General features: G+C 56.7%; 14 protein-coding genes. 4 read left to right on the top strand and 10 right to left on the bottom strand.

Annotated elements, in window-relative coordinates; translation table 11 throughout:
- Positions 1–157 precede the first annotated feature (157 nt).
- Complete coding sequence (locus MKI83_RS04025; protein WP_241583536.1) at positions 158–2,002, bottom strand: DUF2357 domain-containing protein; 1,845 nt, start codon at positions 2,000–2,002, stop codon at positions 158–160.
- 14 nt (positions 2,003–2,016) lie between these two features.
- The gene (locus MKI83_RS04030; RefSeq protein WP_241583537.1) at positions 2,017–4,530 is read right to left on the bottom strand and encodes a DUF8727 domain-containing protein; all 2,514 of its coding nucleotides are present in this window, start codon (positions 4,528–4,530) and stop codon (positions 2,017–2,019) included.
- 386 nt (positions 4,531–4,916) lie between these two features.
- Here MKI83_RS04030 and MKI83_RS04035 point away from each other — a divergent pair, with 386 nt between their 5' ends.
- Together MKI83_RS04035 and MKI83_RS16980 are read left to right on the top strand one after the other, a co-directional pair.
- Entirely contained in the window at positions 4,917–5,138 is a 222-nt protein-coding gene (locus MKI83_RS04035; RefSeq protein WP_241583538.1) for an AbrB/MazE/SpoVT family DNA-binding domain-containing protein, read from the top strand.
- A 63-nt stretch (positions 5,139–5,201) separates the two neighbouring features.
- Complete coding sequence (locus tag MKI83_RS16980) at positions 5,202–5,351, top strand: DUF6957 family protein (RefSeq protein WP_370867345.1); 150 nt, start codon at positions 5,202–5,204, stop codon at positions 5,349–5,351.
- Positions 5,352–5,657: 306 nt separating this feature from the next.
- Here MKI83_RS16980 and gcvT read toward each other — a convergent pair whose 3' ends face one another.
- The 6 genes from gcvT to MKI83_RS04065 all read right to left on the bottom strand — a co-directional run bounded on the left by gcvT (position 5,658) and on the right by MKI83_RS04065 (position 14,522).
- The gene (gene gcvT / locus MKI83_RS04040) at positions 5,658–6,779 is read right to left on the bottom strand and encodes a glycine cleavage system aminomethyltransferase GcvT (RefSeq protein WP_241583539.1); all 1,122 of its coding nucleotides are present in this window, start codon (positions 6,777–6,779) and stop codon (positions 5,658–5,660) included.
- A 30-nt stretch (positions 6,780–6,809) separates the two neighbouring features.
- On the bottom strand, positions 6,810–8,186 hold the full coding sequence (locus MKI83_RS04045; protein WP_241583542.1) for an L-serine ammonia-lyase: 1,377 nt from the start codon (positions 8,184–8,186) through the stop codon (positions 6,810–6,812).
- A 9-nt stretch (positions 8,187–8,195) separates the two neighbouring features.
- Positions 8,196–9,449 carry a serine hydroxymethyltransferase gene (gene glyA / locus MKI83_RS04050; RefSeq protein WP_241583543.1) on the bottom strand — a complete coding sequence of 418 codons (1,254 nt, stop codon included), beginning with the start codon at positions 9,447–9,449 and terminating at the stop codon, positions 8,196–8,198.
- Between the two features lie 46 nt (positions 9,450–9,495).
- A complete protein-coding gene (gene gcvP / locus MKI83_RS04055; RefSeq protein ID WP_241583544.1) occupies positions 9,496–12,345 on the bottom strand; it encodes an aminomethyl-transferring glycine dehydrogenase in 2,850 nt (949 codons plus the stop codon).
- A 9-nt stretch (positions 12,346–12,354) separates the two neighbouring features.
- Positions 12,355–12,738 (bottom strand): glycine cleavage system protein GcvH, encoded by a 384-nt coding sequence (gene gcvH / locus MKI83_RS04060; RefSeq protein WP_241583545.1) that lies wholly within the window; start codon positions 12,736–12,738, stop codon positions 12,355–12,357.
- A 257-nt stretch (positions 12,739–12,995) separates the two neighbouring features.
- Positions 12,996–14,522 (bottom strand): sigma-54-dependent transcriptional regulator, encoded by a 1,527-nt coding sequence (locus tag MKI83_RS04065; RefSeq protein WP_241583546.1) that lies wholly within the window; start codon positions 14,520–14,522, stop codon positions 12,996–12,998.
- 143 nt (positions 14,523–14,665) lie between these two features.
- Between MKI83_RS04065 and MKI83_RS04070 the strand changes: the two genes are divergently transcribed.
- Together MKI83_RS04070 and MKI83_RS04075 are read left to right on the top strand one after the other, a co-directional pair.
- Positions 14,666–15,562, top strand: a complete 897-nt coding sequence (locus MKI83_RS04070; RefSeq protein WP_241583682.1) for a sugar nucleotide-binding protein — start codon at positions 14,666–14,668, stop codon at positions 15,560–15,562.
- Entirely contained in the window at positions 15,555–16,508 is a 954-nt protein-coding gene (locus tag MKI83_RS04075) for an NAD-dependent epimerase/dehydratase family protein (protein WP_241583547.1), read from the top strand. Before MKI83_RS04070 ends, MKI83_RS04075 begins: the two co-directional genes overlap by 8 nt.
- On the opposite strand, the gene MKI83_RS04080 is transcribed toward MKI83_RS04075, so the two are convergent.
- Together MKI83_RS04080 and MKI83_RS04085 are read right to left on the bottom strand one after the other, a co-directional pair.
- Positions 16,498–17,652 (bottom strand): L-lactate dehydrogenase, encoded by a 1,155-nt coding sequence (locus MKI83_RS04080; RefSeq protein WP_241583548.1) that lies wholly within the window; start codon positions 17,650–17,652, stop codon positions 16,498–16,500. The genes MKI83_RS04075 and MKI83_RS04080 overlap by 11 nt on opposite strands.
- Positions 17,653–17,655: 3 nt before the next feature.
- Positions 17,656–19,386 (bottom strand): thiamine pyrophosphate-binding protein, encoded by a 1,731-nt coding sequence (locus MKI83_RS04085; RefSeq protein ID WP_241583549.1) that lies wholly within the window; start codon positions 19,384–19,386, stop codon positions 17,656–17,658.
- Positions 19,387–19,399 lie beyond the last annotated feature (13 nt).

Below are 19,399 nucleotides of genomic sequence, written 5' to 3' on the forward strand. Positions count from 1 at the left end.
CCTAATGGCCAACGGACAGCAGATCGCTGAAGAGAACCTGGCTGCATTCCTTGCCTAGTCAGCCTCCAAGTCAGATGGCGACTTCCTTGTCGCTGACGTCCCCTGTCCATATTAGCTAGTAAATTCTTTTGCGATTACTGGCCTTCTTTTGGTTTGATTAACTACTCGTTTGTTCAATTATTTTTATGATCTGTGCGAGGTCTCTTCTTAGATTCGAATCTGGCTCATGGGAGCAGGATACATCGATAGAGGAAACTAGCAATGCAGGATTGGCAGGTGTCTTTCCATAGATGCTGTAATCATGGTGGTGGAAGTGGCGTGTTGCTGGTATTTCGCTGGGGTTTACAATGAGTAATGCACGGCTTGGAACTGCTCCTGAGTCTTGGGTGTGTATACCGTGGATGTATTTCATGGTTAACTCAGGTAAGTAGGTGAGGAATGCGCGATTACTATCAGTGTATTTTGCGTCAATTATAATAAAATCGCTCTTGTTGGTATTTGATATTACCTCAATCAGAATATCGGGGCAGCGGTTTGCTCTCCACCCAATTGTGCCTCTTTTGGATATTTTTGGGGCTTTATCTTGGTTGTTAACTGTCCAGCCTTCAGTGTTGACTAGGCTGTCCTTTGTTACAGAGCTGTGCCCTACTGTCCAGATATTTGGCTCATACATCAAGCGTATTTGACCATGTGGGCTTTTATACTCAAATACATCGGTGTCTGAAGTTGTCTCTTCTGCGGCGAAGGGGGGCGTAGAGTGGTCGATTTGTATATGGTGCTTGACTGCGCATAATAGATAGTATTCAAAAAGCTTAGGTATGCTTTGTATCGAGAATAGTTCCTCTTGGAAGCTCCAGTCTGGTGCGCCGTATCGACGCCAAGCGATTGAGCGACTAAATATTTGTCGATACAAAATGTTGAATTTTGACTTTTGAGTGAACCTTGGCATGTCGGTGCAAGGCTTGCTCACGGGGATTGATATTTTTAGTTGAGCGAGAATTTGAGAGAGGTCACGGATAAGGCGAGTGCATGTATCAATTTTTCTCTTGTTAATAATTGCTGAAAATTTATTGATTTGGGTAAATAGTGATACGTATCCTGTGAATTCTGTAGGTGGGGCGCTTCCTTGGTTGTTCGATTTAGATAGTTTGGATTTTATGCTTTGGATGGCCGTTATTAAGGTGAAAACAAAACCATGAAGCACTTGATTCTCATAAACGTCAGTTGAGTTTATGGTGGTTGATTCAAGTATTTTATTTGTGGAGTAGTATTCGCCTGCATAGGCTAGTACTGCTTCGTCAATTGAGAATGCCTTAGTTAGGTTGTCAGGGTTTTCTGATGCCCAGCTTAGAGCTACTTCGTCAATTAGGGTGTCGTGAGTTGGGGTGACTATTTTTGTTGATTGCTGAAGTCGAGATATCGGATTGTGAGAAATAGATGGCAAGACTTTCTTTAGAAAAGTGATGTTGTTCTCAATTCTCTCAAGCAAGAAGTTTTCGGTTCTTCCTCCTTCCTTATATCCGGCCCTTATTCGTGTAACTCTTATTGCGCTTGCGAGATCTTTACCATCTTGGCGGGCAAGAAAGTTAAGCATTTTCTCAACGCGCTCGGCATTAATTTTCTTTGCAAAAACCTCTATGGGTTGAAGCTCGGCAAAAAAAGTGAAATCAGTGGATGATTGAGAGTGATTTGGTTCCCGTGCTACTAGTTGAAGTTCGGCAAGACCATAATAGTTGTGGAAAAAGCACTGTTTGTACCCATATTTTTCCTTGGGCAACCATTCATATATCCAGGCGCCTTCAGATTTCTTGCAATGAGTGTATGGTGTTTCAATTTCATGAAGAACAAGGTTTAAGTTTTCAAAGTACTCGTCAAGAGTTACCTTGAAGTGAAGGGCCTCGTCTTCCCTTATTGCAAGTTTGGAGGGCGATGGCTCTGATATGGTAGGGAGGATAATTTCTTTATCCTTACGCTCGCCAGAAACTATTCTAATAGAAAGCATTGTTCTGCTCCGTATTAGAAGAATGAGTATGAGTCTGAGAATTCGTCACCTGCTTCAATAATTGATTGAACGATTTTTTTGGAAATGATGAACTCGTATTCAGTTAGCTTGCTTTCAAGCTTAATAAGGCGCTCTCGCATTCCTTGCCCATGTCCTTTAATCGACGGGAGGATGTTTTGCGCAATTGCATAATCCAGTGGTTCAGACTTGTAGCCTAGTTGATTTGCAATATAACAGTAGCGTGTTATCGCATTGATTTTTCGCTTGCTGGTATGTGTTTGAGATCCTTTGATACTGCTGGTTGTAAGGATTTCGAGGACTTGGTCTAGCCGGATACTTTCCCTGGAGTTAAGCTCTTCATCTTCTCGGGTTGGGCAGAATGCTTTCTTAAGCTCTGCATATGGAACCGCTCCAGAGAGTATTTCTTCTTGAATTTGAGTGGCTGTAGAGTCTGCCCCATAGCCCAGCTGGATTACTGGTGCTCGATTTATTAGGCGCTCTGATAGGGCTTCAACAGTTGCATCATTGTTTATGGTCGCTAGGAATCTTAGGCTGGCGGGAATAGAAATGTATCGATCATTTGCGCCAGGCATTCCTAGATCTATTCTTTGACCTGCATCAAAGGTGTCACACATGGCTAGGAAGTCAGACCAATAGTGTTCAATGCTTGATAGATTTGCCTCATCAAGCAAGACGATTTTCAGATGCTCGTCGATATTTTTTTCCGATGCAGAATCGTTGAAGGCTTTTAGGAACTGATAGAGGCCGCTTCTTGATGGTTGGTAGACATTTTTAAGCGAGTTGTAAAAGCCGAGTAGATCCCGGCTTGATACCCAGCCTCTGCTAACAGGAATGCTTAGGAAATTGTCTGTTTCTGAATGGGATTTATTATTAGATATTAGTCCCAGCGCATCAGCAAACCTATGTGCACTTGATGTTTTTCCTGTTCCTGGCGGGCCTGAAAGAATCGAGAGGAATGACTGCATCGTGCAAAGAGTTAGGTTGGCCATTTCGTCATACGAGAATGGTCTGCCCTCTGTCGAGTCTAAAGATGATTTAAGACTCGTTATAAAGCTTTTCCTGGTTTCGCCTACAAGGTTTATTGTGCAAGTCGGTAATGCAACAGGTTTTGTTTGGCTCTCTGCTGTATCTGGCGAGATTCCATTGAGTAACATATGAAGTGTTTTGAATTCAAGAAGCTTGTCACCTATTTGTGGGCTTCGGATTAGATTTTGCTGTTGGCTAACCTTGTTTTTTAGCTCGTAGAACTCGTCATTGAGGTATTCTTTATTGGTTTTGAGCGTGCTGATTTCTTCAGCCATTTGTGCGAGTGACTTGGCGACTCCGACCTCTTCTTTTAGTTTTGAAAGTGCTTCCTTGTTGGTTTCAATCTCTGCCATCAGGCTGTTGTTTCTGTCTCTAAGTTCTGACTGTTCTTGCTCTCGGGATTGTACTTTTCTTTTTTCGAACTCAATCTCAAAATTGCTTAGGTCTTGTTTTCTTTGTTCTAGTCGTGTGTTGAAGTCGGCAATTTCTCTTTCAATTTTATCTTTGCGTGCGACTAGTTCTGATTCGATGGCCGCTATTTTGTCTCTTAATATGAGGTCTTTGTTGGCAGAGACGAAATTATCAAGAAATATTTTTCCGTCTTTTGAGTTGTTGAGATAGTTTTGAACTACATCTGCGCCAGTGCCATTTGAGCGCAGGTACTCATCTAGTACACTTTCTATTCGCTTAAGGCGGTCGTTGTTGCTTACTAGTTTGCTTTTCTTTTTGTACTGATCAATGATGTTGGTGAGCTTTGTTGCTTCTGTCTTTGTTAAAGTGGAAATTCCTTTTCCATAGTCCATTTTGCTGTAGAATCGAATTAGAGCCGAATCGGAAATGTAGTCTTGGCTGTCGAACTCAATTGTTTCTTTGGCTCTTTTTAAAGAGGTGAAATAAAGTCTTTCATTTCCGACCATTGTGCTTCGGATTACTAGTCCGTTGCTTTCGAGGTCATTTAGTTCAAATTGAGCGATGTGGTAATTGTTTAATCCTAATGGCGAAATTGTCATGAGTGGCGTTAACAACCAGCCATCATCCTCGGCTTGTGCAGTGAATGGGCCGCTTACAACGAAGTTGGATAGAATAAAAAAAGCTCTGTTGCCGATGTCTGTTAATGGCGCTTGTTCTACTCGTCCTGATGCTACATCTGGCATTGGCATTGATACGATCGGCAGATATGTATTGGTGTCTAGAGGAGCGGCATAGTAGCCCATCGAAAAAAATCGAGATCTTGAAGGTATATCGCTGCCATCAGTGTCATGACTTTCGTTTACTGTTGTTAAAAGGAAAAGCTCGTAGTCGCCGTAGTTGTCATCGATTTTTGAATATTCTTTTGATATGAATATTCTGTCGTTGTTTGGGTACTCTCCTGTGGTAACTTGTCTTACGCTTCCGTCATCTAGTTCGACTGCTACCGGTACAACACTTCCAACGTCGCTGTTGTAGTTTTTTGAGGATTTGTACACAAGTGTTCTGGACATCTAGAGTTCCATTCCTAATTTTATAAAATTTGGTTATTTTAGATCGTTTATTTGGTTTTATTGGGTCAATGTGATCGTGCGGTTTCAGGTGGCCGATTAATTGCCTGCCCACTCTCGGCCTCATGGAGGCTACTAATTCGCCGCTATGCTGTCTAGGGAAACTCCGAACAAGCTCCTGCTGATATGCTGAAATCGCCCCCCCTCTCCCGGAAATTGCATCAAGCCGTGGATCAGCCGTAGGAGTCGTACCAGTCAGCGCCGCGCGGCATACGTCGGTAGAGTTCCTGCCGGTTAGAACTATCGCCACAGCGTAAGATCCCGCTCGCGGCCTGACCGTGCCCCAGGATCGACCGCGCCGAAGGTGATCATGACGGTGGAGATAAGAAATGAGCCCCAAGCAAGTGACTATCGAAGACTGGGATGGCGATGGTGCTATCCGCATTCCGGATGAAGCCCTTCAAGAGCTAGGCGTGGACGTTGGCGACACTCGCTATGTGATTGATGAGTACGTCGGCAATGTCCGGTGCCTTGTACTCAGCAAGACACCAAAGATTCCTGATCGCACCGATGAACTGGTAGCACATTGGAGTCGGGTTAAAGACGTTTAACTCTTCATAGTGGGCAGGATCTGGCCAAATTCAGCGTGGAATCACTGTCCGGATGTGCATGGAATGGGTGTCCGAGTCAGCGTGGAATCCGCAAGCCGGTTTCACGATGGTTTTCTCTTCCAAGCCTGGAACACGGTTTATGTGCTGCTGGGGGATGGCCTGCGCAAAGGGCGGCGCTGGAAACGGTGGTGCGGATTTTCTGATGGGCAATAGATGTTGTCTGATATCGACTAATCGCTGATCATGCTCATGTAGGATCTGCGCCTCGACTTCGCACTCCATCTGAGGTGTAAATTTTTCAGCTTATTTTGATCAATTCTTTACTATTTTCTTTACTTTTCTTTGTCGTTTCTCAGAATTTTTGCATGTAGACAGTTGATTTTGCTGGCTATTCACTCACTCAATCGCTGGTTTGGATGCCTATTTGGTATCCACAACCGTTCTAAAACGGTTTATCGGCCGTAAAAAAACCGCTGCCAGCGCACGCTGACAGCGGTTTTTTATTGCGCGCGTTAAGTCTTAGCCGCGGTAGTAACGCTGCTCGACAAACGGGGTTTTGGCCACGGTCATGGCGACGCGCTTGCCGCGCACCACCGCCCAAACGGCGCTGCCGACGGGGACGAAGGCTGAGGTCACGTAGCCCATGGCCAGCGGGGCGCCGAGGGTGGGGCCAAAGCCGCCGCTGCACACTTGGCCGATCACGTTGCCGTCGGCATCGACAATCTCGCAGCCTTCACGCACTGGGGTGCGCTCTTGTGGCAGCAGGCCGACGCGCTTGCGGCTGACGCCGTTGGCGTGTTGGGCAAGGATTGTGGCCGCGCCGGGGAAGTTGCCCGCCCGCGCGCCGTCGGCGCGACGATTCTTGGAGATCGCCCACAGCAGGCTGGCTTCGATCGGGGTGGTGTCGACGCTCATGTCGTGGCCGTACAGGCACAGACCGGCTTCTAAGCGCAGCGAGTCGCGTGCGCCTAGGCCGATGGCCTCGACTTCGCTTTCTGCCAACAGGCGGCGCGCCAGTGCTTCAGCTTGCGCGTTGGGTACCGAGATTTCGTAGCCGTCTTCGCCGGTATAGCCGGAGCGGCTGACGTAGCAGGGTATGCCCAGCAGCTCGACTTCAGCAAACTGCATAAAGGTCATACTGGCCACCGAGGGCGCGAGGCGGGCCAGTACGTCGACCGCTTTGGGGCCTTGTAAGGCCAGCAGCGCGCGGCTGTCGAACAGGCTTTCGATGCTGCAACGGCTGCCGATGTGGCTTTGCAGGTGGGCAAGGTCTTGGTCTTTACACGCGGCGTTGACCACCACAAACAACACGTCGTCGGCTAAGCGGGCGACCATCAAGTCATCCAGAATGCCGCCTTGCTCGTTGGTGAACATGGCGTAGCGCTGCAGACCAACCGGCAGGTCGATGATGTCCACGGGGACTAAGGTTTCCAGCGCTGCCGCAGCGTCGGCGCCGCGCAAAATCAGCTGGCCCATGTGTGAAACGTCAAACAAGCCGGCCGCGGCGCGAGTGTGCAGGTGCTCTTTGAGTACGCCCAGTGGGTACTGCACCGGCATATTGAAGCCGGCAAAGGGCACCATCTTGGCGCCTAGCTCTACGTGCAGGTCGAACAAGGGCGTTTTGTGTAGGGTGTCGGTCATGGTGTCTCCTTGCGCGGCTAAGCGACTGACTTAGCACTCAATAATATTCACAGCGAGCCCGCCACGAGCGGTCTCTTTGTATTTGCTTTTCATATCCGCGCCCGTTTGGCGCATGGTGCGGATGACTTTATCCAGCGAAATAAAGTGTTGGCCGTCGCCACGCAGCGCCATGCGCGCGGCATTGATGGCTTTAATCGAGGCCATGGCATTGCGCTCGATGCACGGCACTTGGACCAAGCCGCCGACGGGGTCGCAGGTTAGGCCGAGATTATGCTCCATTGCGATCTCGGCGGCGTTCTCAACTTGCGCGACGTTACCCCCGAGTACCTCACACAAGGCCCCAGCCGCCATCGAACACGCCACGCCGACCTCGCCTTGGCAGCCCACTTCAGCGCCAGAAATCGACGCTTGTTCTTTGTACAAAATGCCAATGGCCGCCGCGGTGAGCAAAAAGCGCTGCACGCCGTCGGCTGTGGCGTTGGGGTTGAACCGCCAATAATAGTGCAAGACGGCGGGGATGATGCCGGCGGCACCGTTGGTTGGCGCGGTGACCACGCGGCCGCCACTGGCGTTTTCTTCGTTGACCGCCAAAGCGTACAGGTTGACCCAGTCCAGCACGCTGAGCGGGTCACGCAAGCAGGCTTCGGGGCGCTCGCTGAGTTGGCGGTAGAGTGCCGCCGCGCGCCGTTTGACCTTGAGCCCGCCGGGCATGATGCCTTCGTTACGGCAGCCCGCGCTGACGCAGTCTTGCATCACCTGCCAGATGGCTTGTAGGCCTTGCGCGGTGTCGGCATCGCTGCGCCATGCGCGCTCGTTGATCAGCATGAGCTGGCTGATGCTGAGCTGCTGAGCTTGGCAATGCGCCAGCAGTTGCGCGGCAGTGCGAAAGGGATACGCCAGCGGGGTGCAGTCGGCGACGATACGGTCTTGTCCGGCGCTGTCGTCATCCACCACAAAGCCGCCGCCGACGGAGTAATACTCGCGGCTGCGGATTTGTAGACCAGCCTGATCAAAGGCGCGAAACAGCATGCCGTTGGGATGATAAGGCAGGGGTTTGCGGATCAGCGCGAGGTGCTCTTTCTCGACAAATCGAATGCTGTGCTCGCCGCCTAAGCGCAGCGTTTGGCTGCTGCGGATGGCGGCGAGACGGGCCTCGATAGTCGCGGTGTCGACCACATCCGGCTGCTCGCCCTCCAGCCCCAGCAGTACCGCTTTGTCGCTGCCGTGGCCTTTGCCGGTGGCCCCCAGCGAGCCGTACAGTTCGACGCGCACACGCTGACATTGGCTGAGCAAGCCATCGCGGCGCAGGCCGTCGATAAAGCGTGCGGCGGCGCGCATCGGGCCGACGGTGTGTGAGCTCGATGGCCCGATGCCGATCTTGAACAGATCAAACACACTTAGCGACATGGACTGCCCTTAGCCTTGGTACACAGGGTAACGGGCGCACAGCTCGGCAATTTGCCGGCCGACACGGGCCACGGTGTTGCTGTTGTCGAGGTCATCGAGAATGTCGCAAATCCAGCCGGCCAGATCACGACACTCGGCCTCACCTAAACCACGCGTGGTGACTGCGGGCGTGCCGATCCGAATGCCGGAGGTGACAAACGGTGATTGCGGATCATTCGGCACCGCGTTTTTGTTCACCGTGATGCCGGCACGGCCAAGGGCGGCGTCGGCGTCTTTGCCGGTCAGGCCTTGCTTGATCAGGCTCAGCAGCAGCAGGTGATTGTCGGTGCCGCCTGACACCACCTCGTAGCCGCGCTCGATAAATTGCGCGGCCATGGCTTGGGCGTTTTTGATCACTTGCGCTTGATAGGTTTTAAACGCGGGCTCTAGAGCCTCTTTAAAGCACACGGCTTTGCCGGCGATCACGTGCATCAGCGGCCCGCCTTGGCTGCCGGGGAACACCGCCGAGTTGAGTTTTTTCTCCAGCTCCGCGTTGCTGCGGGTCAGGATCAAACCGCCGCGCGGGCCGCGCAGTGTTTTGTGCGTGGTGCTAGTGACGACATCGGCGTAAGGCATGGGGTTGGGGTACAAGCCGGCGGCGACGAGGCCGGCGACGTGGGCCATGTCGACCAGCAAATAGGCACCGACCATGTCGGCAATTTCGCGGAAGCGGGCAAAGTCGAGATGGCGCGAGTAAGCCGAGAAGCCCGCGACGATCATCTTCGGCTGATGCTCTTTGGCCAGGCGCTCCACTTCGTCGTAATCAACCAAGCCTTGCGCGTTGATGCCGTATTGCACCGCGTTATACAGCTTGCCGGATGAGCTGACTTTGGCGCCGTGAGTCAGGTGGCCGCCGTGGGCCAGGCTCATACCCAAAATGGTGTCGCCGGCTTGTAGCAGGGCGAGGTACACCGCTGCGTTGGCTTGGCTGCCGGAGTGCGGCTGCACGTTGGCGTAGTCGGCACCGAACAGTTGCTTGGCGCGGTCGATGGCCAGTTGCTCGACTTCATCCACGTGTTGACAGCCGCCGTAGTAGCGCTTGCCCGGATAGCCTTCGGCGTACTTGTTGGTCAGCGCCGAGCCTTGCGCTTGCATCACGCAGGGGCTGGTGTAGTTCTCTGAGGCGATCAGTTCAATGTGCGCTTCTTGGCGCACATCTTCGGCGTCCATGGCTTTTGCCAAGGCGGGGTCGTAAGCGTTCAGCTGTAGGTTGCGATCAAACATGGGCACATCCTCATCACGGGCCGGCCCGAAGGCCGGCGGCAATACATTAGTCTTGATAGGCTTCGATGGCGGGGCAGGCGCATTGCAGATTGCGATCGCCGTAGACGTTGTCGACGCGCCCTACCGGTGGCCAGTACTTGCCGTCGATCAAGCTGGCGACGGGGAACACCGCCTGCTCGCGGCTGTAGGCGTGCTGCCAGTCGCCGGCCAGTTCTTGGGCGGTGTGTGGGGCGTTTTTCAGCGGATTGTCGAGGTCGTTAAGCTGGCCTTGTTCGACCGCGCGGATTTCCGCACGAATGGCGATCATGGCGTCGCAGAAACGATCCAGCTCGGCGCGCGACTCGCTCTCGGTCGGTTCGATCATCAAGGTGCTCGCCACCGGGAAGGACATAGTCGGCGCGTGGAAACCGTAATCGATCAGGCGCTTGGCAATGTCATCCACGCTGATGCCGCTGCTCTCTTTAAAGGGCCGCACATCGATGATGCATTCGTGCGCCACCAAACCGTTGGCGCCGGTGTACAGCACCGGATAGTGCTCCTCAAGGCGGCGCGCAATGTAGTTGGCGTTGACAATGGCCAGCTCTGAGGCGCGTTTTAAGCCTTTGCCGCCCATCATGCGCATGTACATCCAGGTGATCGGCAGAATGCTGGCGCTGCCGTAAGGCGCCGCGCTGACTGCGCCTTCGCGACGGCTTAGCGCGTGGCTATGGCCGGGCAAGAAAGGCGCTAAGTGGGCTTTGACGCCAATCGGGCCGACACCTGGGCCGCCGCCACCGTGCGGAATACAAAAGGTTTTGTGCAGGTTGAGGTGCGACACGTCACCGCCGAATTGCCCCGGCGCGCACAAGCCGACCATGGCGTTCATGTTGGCGCCGTCGATGTACACCTGCCCGCCGTTGGTATGCACGATGTCGCAAATCTGGCGAATCTCTTCTTCAAACACGCCGTGGGTCGACGGGTAGGTGATCATGATGGCCGCCAGGTGCTCGCGCAGCTCTTGCGCTTTGGCGCTAAGGTCAGCGAGGTCGACGTTGCCGCGTGCGTCACAGGCCACCACCACCACGCGCATGCCGGCCATGCTGGCGGTGGCGGGGTTGGTACCGTGTGCCGACTGCGGAATCAGGCAGATATCGCGCTGCTTGTCGCCACGGCTGTGGTGGTAGGCACGGATGGCCAGTAGGCCGGCGTATTCGCCCTGTGAGCCAGCGTTGGGCTGCAGGGATACGGCGTCGTAGCCGGTGGCCGCGCACAGCATGGCTTCTAGTTCGCGGGTTAGCTGTTGGTAACCTGCGGTTTGCTCGCTGGGGGCAAAGGGATGCAAGTCGGCAAAGGCTGACCAGGTGACGGGGATCATCTCGCTGGCAGCGTTGAGCTTCATGGTGCAGCTGCCCAGCGGAATCATGCTGCGATCGAGGGCTAAGTCTTTGTCGGCCAGCTTGCGCAAATAACGCATCAGCTCGGTTTCTGAGTGGTAGCGGTTGAACACCGGGTGCTGAAGAATCGCCGACTGGCGACGCAGTGCCGCTGGCAGGCAGCTGGCGGCGCTGGCGTGTTTGATAAAGGCCGGTAGCGGCTGCCCTTCGGCAAACACCTGCCAGAGTTTCTGTACGTCGGCTTCGCGGGTGGTTTCATCTAGCGAAATCCCCAAGTGCTCAGCATCGATGACGCGCAGGTTGATGTCGGCGGCAAACGCCGTGTCATGCAGGCGTTGGGTGGCAGCACCGGTGTGCAGGCTCAGGGTGTCGAAGAAATGGCTTTGCTCGACCGCGTAGCCCAGCTGACCTAAACCGCTGGCCAGCACGCAGGTCAAACCGTGCACCCGCCGAGCAATCGCGGTGAGCCCGCGCGGGCCGTGGTACACCGCATACATGCTGGCGATGTTGGCCAGCAGCACTTGCGCGGTGCAGATGTTGCTGGTGGCCTTTTCGCGGCGGATATGTTGCTCGCGGGTTTGCATGGCCAAACGCAGCGCCGGCTGACCAAAGCGGTCGACCGATACGCCGACCAAACGCCCGGGGATGTCGCGCTTAAAGCGCTCATGAGTGGCAAAGTACGCCGCGTGCGGGCCGCCAAAACCGAGCGGCACGCCAAAGCGCTGGGCGCTGCCGAGGGCGACATCGGCGCCTAATTCGCCGGGGGCGCAGAGCAAGGTCAGGGCGAGCAAGTCGGCGGCCATAGCCACCAAGGCACCGCTGGCGTGGAAGCGCTCGATCAGCGCGCGGTGGTCGATAATGTCGCCGTTGCTGGCGGGGTATTGCAACAGCGCGCCAAAGTAGGCACTGGTGTCTTGCAGGGTGTTTTCATCGCCGATCACCACCTCAAGCCCTAAGGGCTCGGCGCGGGTGCGCAGGATGTCCAGCGTTTGCGGATGACAGTGCTGCGAGGCAAAAAACTGCTGACTGGCTTTGTTCTTACTCAAGCGCTTGCAGAAGGTCATCGCCTCGGCCGCGGCGGTGGCTTCATCCAGCAGTGAGGCATTGGCAATCGGCAACGCCGTCAGGTCGCTGATCAGGGTTTGGAAATTCAGCAGAGCTTCAAGACGGCCTTGCGAGATTTCCGGCTGGTAAGGGGTGTAGGCGGTGTACCACGCTGGGTTTTCGAGCAAGTTACGCAGGATCGGCGCCGGCGTGTGGGTGCCGTAATAGCCTTGGCCGATGTAGCTGCGCAGCGGCAGATTACGATCGGCAATCTGGCGGATTTCAGCCAATGCGGCGGCTTCGCTGACGCCGTCGCTGTCGGGCAGCACGCTGCTGTCGGCAATGCTCGGCGGGATCACGTGTTGGATCAGCGCATCGAGGCTGTCATAGCCCAACAGCTGCAGCATGCCGGCAAGGTCATCCTCGCGCGGGCCAATGTGGCGCTGATGAAATTCGTTGTGCGTCGAGAACCCAGTCATGGCGGCTCCTTAAGCGTCGGCGGTGGCGGTGAGAAAGCGCGCGTATGCACTTTCGTCCATCAGGCTGTCGAAGGCGCTCATGTCGGCGGCGCGCATGCGGAAGAACCAGCCTTCGGTCAACGGCGCTTGGTTAACCAGCTCGGGGGTTTCTTCCAGCGTGGCGTTGACCGCAATCACCTCACCGGCCATGGGCATGACGATGCTGCTGGCCGCTTTGACCGACTCCAGCACCGCGACCTCTGCGCCTTGCTCGTAATCACCGGCTTCGGGCAATTGCACAAACACCACATCGCCGAGGGCGTCTTGGGCAAAGTGGGTGACGCCCACGGTGATCAGTCCATCCTGATCCACACGCAGCCATTCGTGGTCGACGGTGAAACGTAGCTCGCTCATTGCAACTCCTCATCATTGTTGTGATCGCAGCCCACGGAGCAGGGCTGGCGACGATACGAGGAGATAGCAACGGCTGTGCCATGTCGTAAATGCCTGATAAATCAGTGGGTTGCGGCTTGCGTGCGAATAGATTGGAATGATTTCGTTACGGTTTTTTTGTGCCAACCCGCCGAGCGCGTGGCGCTAACCCGCGTCAGTCGTGTGGCTTAAGGGCGTGTTGCGAAATCGTTACGCTGTAGTGAAATCGTTACGAGGCGCTATTCGTTGCCAATCCCGTACTTACGCAGGCGTTTGGCGATCGCGGTGTGGGAGGTGCCGAGGCGCTCGGCCAGTCGGCGAGTGGAAGGAAAGTCTTGATACAGCTGGCTGAGCAGGTCGCGCTCGTAACGCGCCATGCTGGCCTCTAGCGTTGCATGCTCGTGGTTGGGGTTTAACGAGGTGGCGGTGGCGGCGGGGATATCGAGATCAGCCTGATCAATCAAGGGACCTTCGCCAATCGCGGCGGCGCGGAAGATCACGTTTTGCAGTTGCCGCACATTGCCGGGCCACGCATGGTTGAGCAAGGTGTCGTGGGTGGCGGCGGTGAGGCGGCACGGTTGGCGGCGGATTTGTTTGCACGCTTGCTGCAAAAACGCTTCGGCCAGCGCGAGGATATCTTGGCCGCGCTCGCGCAAGGGCGGCACTTCGAGGTTGAGCACGTTAAGGCGGTAATACAGGTCTTCGCGGAAGCTGCCGGCGGCGACCATGGCTTTTAAGTCGCGGTGTGTGGCGCTGACGATGCGCACATCCACTTGGATTTCGCGCTCGCCGCCAACCCGGCGAAAGCGTCCGTCATTTAAAAAACGCAGCAACTTGGCCTGCAAGTACAGCGACATTTCGCCGATTTCATCGAGAAACACAGTGCCCTTATCGGCCAGCTCCAGCAGGCCCGGCTTGCCGCCGCGTTGAGCGCCGGTAAAGGCGCCAGAGACATAGCCAAACAGTTCGCTTTCGGCCAGATTCTCCGGCACCGCGGCGCAATTGAGCGCGAGAAAAGGCTCGCTGGCGCGTCCGCCGCCGCTGTGGCTGGCGCGCGCGATCAGCTCTTTACCGGTGCCGGTTTCGCCTTGGATCAGTAGCGGCGCATCCAATTGCGCCAAGCGCTGCGCCCGCGCTAACAGGGTGCGCATGGGCGGCGAGTTACCCAGTAGCGTGGCGAAGTCATCGGCTTGCTCTTGTAGCGCCGACAGGCGGCCACCGATGCGGCTGGGATGAAACAGAGTCAGCAGCGCGCCGGCTTGGCCGCTGTCATCGCTGGCCAGTGGCACGGCATCCAACAAAAAGGCTTGGCCGGCCAATAGCACTTCACGCATCGGCAGGCGAAAACCGTGGGCTTGTAGCTCGCGGGTCAGCGCTGGGTCATTAAACAGCTCGCCCACGGTGCCGGCTAGGTGACGGCTGGCCTCAGGCAGGCAGCGTAAGAAGGCGACGTTGGCCAGCATGACGTGCGTGTTGGAATCCAGCAGCACCGCAGGGTCGGTCATGGCATCGAGCAGGGCATTAAGCTGCAAGCGCCGATGCTGGCTGGGCAGTAAATCAATCACGGCCACGGTTTGCACGCCGGCAATCGCCAGCAGCGCTTGGCGCAGCTCGGCGAGTACTTCTGGCAGCAGGGTTGGTGCGTCGATATAGACGTTCGGCGGCACCATTTCGACGGCGTCGAGGTTGAGGTTGCGCCCGCCCAGTAAGGCCAACACTTCTTGGGTGATGCCAACGCGGTCATCAAAGGTGACGTGAATACGCATGCGGTCAGGCTGTGGTGATGGGGTGTTTCAGTCTGCCTAAGCGCTGCGGCGATGCCCAGTGTTTTCCCGTGGGTGCTGCCACACGGACGACTTGGGGTACACTCGCGCTTTGCTTACTTGATTGGTTTAACAGGGTCGCCATGTTGCGAATGCGTCTGTTGTTACTCGGCGGTGGCAGTGCACTGGGGCAAGCGTTGCTGCGCCAAGGGGCTGAATACGATATTGGCTTCATCGCGCCGATCCCACCTGCCGGCGGTTGGGATGCGCCCAGCCTCACCGCGCTGGTGGATGAAACCCGCCCCGATGCCATCATCAATTTCGCCTTCTACCACGACTGGTTTCAAGCGGTGAGCGTGCCGGTTGAACGCTTGGCCGAGCAAGAGCGGGCCGTGGCGCGCTTGGCCAGCTTGTGCCAGCACCACGATATTTTGCTGATTCAGCCGTCGAGCTTCCGTGTGTTTGATGGTGCGCGTTCCACCGCTTACACCGAGCGTGACGAGCCGCTGCCGTTGGGCGAGTTGGGCCATGCGCTGTGGCGTATCGAACAAAGCGTGCGTGCGGCCAGCCCACGGCATGTGTTGCTGCGTTTTGGTTGGTTGCTGGATAACAGTTTGGACGGCTGGCTGGGGCGCTTCTTGCAGCTGGCGGCGCAGCAAGCCGAGATCAGCATGGCGGACGATCGCCGCGGCATGCCAACGCCGGTTGAAGATGCCGCGCGGGTGGTCTTGGCGGTGATTCAACAGTTGGATTGCGACGCACCGTTGTGGGGCCTGTATCAATACGGCAGCCACGAGCCGGTGGCCGCGCACAGCTTGGCTAATCTGATCTTGCAGGAGGCGCGCTTGCAGGCGCCGCTGCAATGTCAGCAGGTGACGCCGGTGGCGCACAGCGCCCTGCCTGACGCCCACGACACCCCGCAACACGTGGTGTTTAACTGCAAAAAAATCATGCACACCTTCGGCATCAAGCAGCGCGCTTGGCGCGTGCAGTTGACCGGTTTGCTGGATAGTTATTACCGACAAGGCAAAACCCATGAGTGAACAACGCAGTAATGAGCCCCGTATTTTGGTCACCGGCGGCGCGGGTTTTATTGGCTCGCACTTGGTGGACTTGTTACTGAGCCAAGGCTTTGCCGTGACCGTGCTGGATAACCTGTCGTTCGGTCATCAGCACAACCTGCCGTTGGACAATCCCAAGCTGCGCTTTATCCAAGGCGATGTGGCCGACGCCACCGTTGTTGCCGAGGCCGTGCAAGGTTGTCAGGCGATTGCCCACTTGGCCGCAGTGGCCTCGGTGCAAGCCTCGGTCGATGACCCGTTGGGTACCCATCAAGCCAATTTGGTCGGCACGGTGGTAGTGGCCGAGGCCGCCAAGCAGGCCGGTATTAAGCGCATTGTGTTTGCCTCCAGCGCGGCGGTGTACGGCAACAATGGCGAGGGCGTGGCGATTGATGAAGACACCCCAAAGGCCCCGCTGACGCCGTACGCGGCCGACAAACTGGCCAGCGAGCATTACCTTGATTTTTACCGGCGCGAGCATGGTCTGACGCCTGCGATCTTCCGCTTCTTTAATATCTACGGCCCGCGCCAAGACCCTTCCTCTCCGTACTCGGGGGTGATCAGCATCTTCACCGAGCGCACCCTCAAGCAACAGCCGATCACCGTGTTTGGCGACGGCGAGCAAACCCGCGACTTTGTCTTTGTTGCCGACTTGGTGGCCTTGCTGGCGCAAGCCTTACACGCCGAGCAGGTGCCGGTGGCCGCGGTCAACGTCGGCCTGCAGCGCTCGACCAGCCTGAACCAGCTGCTGGGCTATTTGCGTGAGATTACCGCCAGCCAGCCGAGCGTGACATACGCTGCAGGCCGCCCCGGCGATATTCGACACTCCTTGGCCAACAACCAGCGCCTGCGCCAGTGCTACGCGTTTGCGGAGCCTGTGCCCATGCTCGACGGCTTGCGTGCCTTGGTTGCCAGCGTTAAGGCTTAAGCAAGGTGCTGTTGGCTTGGCTGAGCGAGTCAATGCCGCACAAGGCCATGGCAACGCGTAGCTCGTGTTGCCAGCCGCGCAGCCATTGTTCCACCCCGGCCTGACCTCCTGCGGCCAGCGCCCATGCCCAAGGCCGGCCGACCATCACGGCGTTGGCACCCAGAGCGCAGGCCTTGAGCAGGTCGGCACCGCTGCGCACGCCCCCGTCGATCAGTAGCGGCACGCGGCCATCTATCTGCGCGGCGATCATCGGCAGCTGACTGATGGTGGAGGCAACATCATCCAGCTGGCGGCCACCGTGGTTCGACAACACCAGTGCATCGGCACCACTGTCGCAGGCGGGCTCGACATCGGCGCAGTCCAAAATCCCCTTTAAGACCAAGGTGCCCGGCCATTGTTGACGCAGCCAGGTGATGTCTTGCCACGTCACGCTGGGATCAAACTGTTGGTCGAGCCAAGCTTTGAACTGATTAAGGTCGTGCGGGGCCGTGGCTTGCTCGGCTAAGTTGGCAAACTGATGGGGTTTGCCGCGCAGGCCCACGTCCCATAACCATTGCGGGCGTTGTGCCAGCTGCCATGCCTTGCTGAGTTTGCCGGTCCAGTGCTGAGTCAACAGGCCATTGCGCTGATCACGATGACGCACCCCGGCCACGGCCAAGTCGATGGTAAACACCAGCGTGCGGCAGCCTTGCTGCCAGATGTGCTGCAGTAAGTCGGCGACAATCGCGCGGTCGCGCAGCATGTACAGCTGAAACCAGCACGGTGTTTGGCTAGCCGCGTGCACCTCGGCCACACTGCAAATACCCACGGTAGACAAGCTAAACGGCACTTTTAGTGCGGCGGCCGCGCGGGCGGCTTGCGCCTCGCCACGGCGGGCGTACAGCCCAGCCATACCAATGGGCGCGAGGACTAACGGCATGGCAAGGCTTTGCCCCAACAGCGTGCAGCGGGTGTCGCACTGGCTGACATCTTTAAGCACGCGCTGGCGTAAGCGCAGCGCGGCAAAGTCAGCTTGGTTGGCGTGCAGCGTGTGCTCGTCGCCAGCGCCGCCATCGATGTAGTCGAACAAAAAACGCGGCAGCCGTTGCCGGGCTTGTCGGCGGTAATCGGCGCAACTGGCGGCAAACACGAGTGGCGTCGGCATACGTCACCCCGTCACACGGCGCCACAGCGCCCGGCTAATTACGCGCACTTTGTCGCGCGGGGTAAAGCGTTGCAGCGTGGCTTTGACCACGCCTTCGGTAAAGCGCGTGCGTTTGCTGTAGTCGATGGCCACATCGACCAGCACGGTGTGCTGCTGTTCGGCCAGCGCCAAGGCTTGGCGAATGCCGGCGGCGCAGTCTTGATTGTTATGGATGCGCACAAACTCGACGCTGCAGGCTTTGGCCAAGGCTTGTAAATCAAGGTTGGGCAGTACGCTGCAGGTTTTGCGGTTGTAGGGGATTTCTTGGGCTTGGGCGATTTGCGAGAGCTCGCCGTCATTGAACACAAACACCACCGCGCCGAGCTTCAAGCTGCTGGCAGTTAACAGCTCCAGACCGGTCATGCGCACGGCACCGTCACCGACCACGCCGACCACAGGGCGCGACGGGTTAGCCAGCTTGGCGCCGATGACGGCGGGTATGCAGTAGCCCATGGCGTTGAAATCGCTCGGTGAGATGAACTGCCGTGGGCCGTGGATGGGCATCAACTCAGCGAGCAAAAACGTGTGGTTGCCGTCGTCGGCCACCACGATGGCGTCATCGCTTAATTGCTCGCGCAAGTCGGCGCAAAAGCGCATGGGGTTAACGCGGCCTTGGCTGTCATGGTTGAGCCAGCTGGCTTGGTAGGCGTGCTTGTCATGGGCGATACGTTTGGCCACGCCGCGCTCAGCATGGGGTTTACGGCGCTGCTGCACGGCGGCGAGCAAGGCCGGCACCAGCTGCTGGGCGTCGCCTTGCAGCGTGAGCTGGGCGGCAAAGTTGGCGTTGAACACCTGAGGGTTGATGTCCAGATGAATCAGCTGCGTCGGCACCGGCATGCTGTAACTGCCGGTGGGGATTTCCGCAAAGCGAGTACCAATGGCTAACAAACAGTCGCACTCGGCAAACGCGTTGGTTGCGGCGGGCACCGCATAAGCCCCAAAGCCCATGCCGGTGTGCAGTGGATGGTTGCTAGGGAAGGCGCTTAAGCCTTGCAGCGTGGTGCAAACCGGGGCTTCTAACAGCTCTGCCAGGGTTTGTAGCGCGCGGCTGGCGCCCATGCCGCCCCAACCGACGAAAATCCCCGGTTGCTTGGCTGCTAATAGCCGCTCGGCGGCCTCAATAATGGCGGCATTGGGCAACTCGCTCGTCTTGCTGGCGGCTTGGTAGGTGGGCATGTCGTCCACCTCGCCCAAAAAGTTACCGATGTTGTACGGCAGCTCAACAAACACCGGGCCCGGCTCGCCAGTGGTGGCGATGCGGTAGGCCTCATAAAACAGCGGGATGACGTCGGCATGCCGGGTGATTTTGAACTGCGCCTTGCTGATCGGCTTGATCAGGCTGTGCTGGTCCATGTCATGCAGTTGATATTGCCGGCCGTTGGCGCTGTGAATGCCGCCGCTGATGATCAGCATGGGAATACCGTCCAGCCCTGCCTCACCAATGCCGCTGGCGGCGTGGGTTACGCCGGCTGCGGGCACGATGACCAAGGTGCCAATCTGCTCGCTGGTGCGGCTCACCGCATCGGCCATAAACGCCGCTCCGCATTCGTGTCCGACCAATACGGGGGTGATGCTCGCGGAGGCATTGAGCTCGTCGTACAGCTCGGTGTTGTGAACGCCGGGAATGCCGAAGGTGTGCTTAACCCCCAGTTGTTCGAGGGCAAAACGGGCTAAGGCCGCGCCTGATTTTTTCATCGTGCAAACTCCT

Origin of the sequence: Atopomonas sediminilitoris (genome assembly GCF_022601735.1) — a bacterium.
Lineage (GTDB): Bacteria > Pseudomonadota > Gammaproteobacteria > Pseudomonadales > Pseudomonadaceae > Atopomonas > Atopomonas sediminilitoris.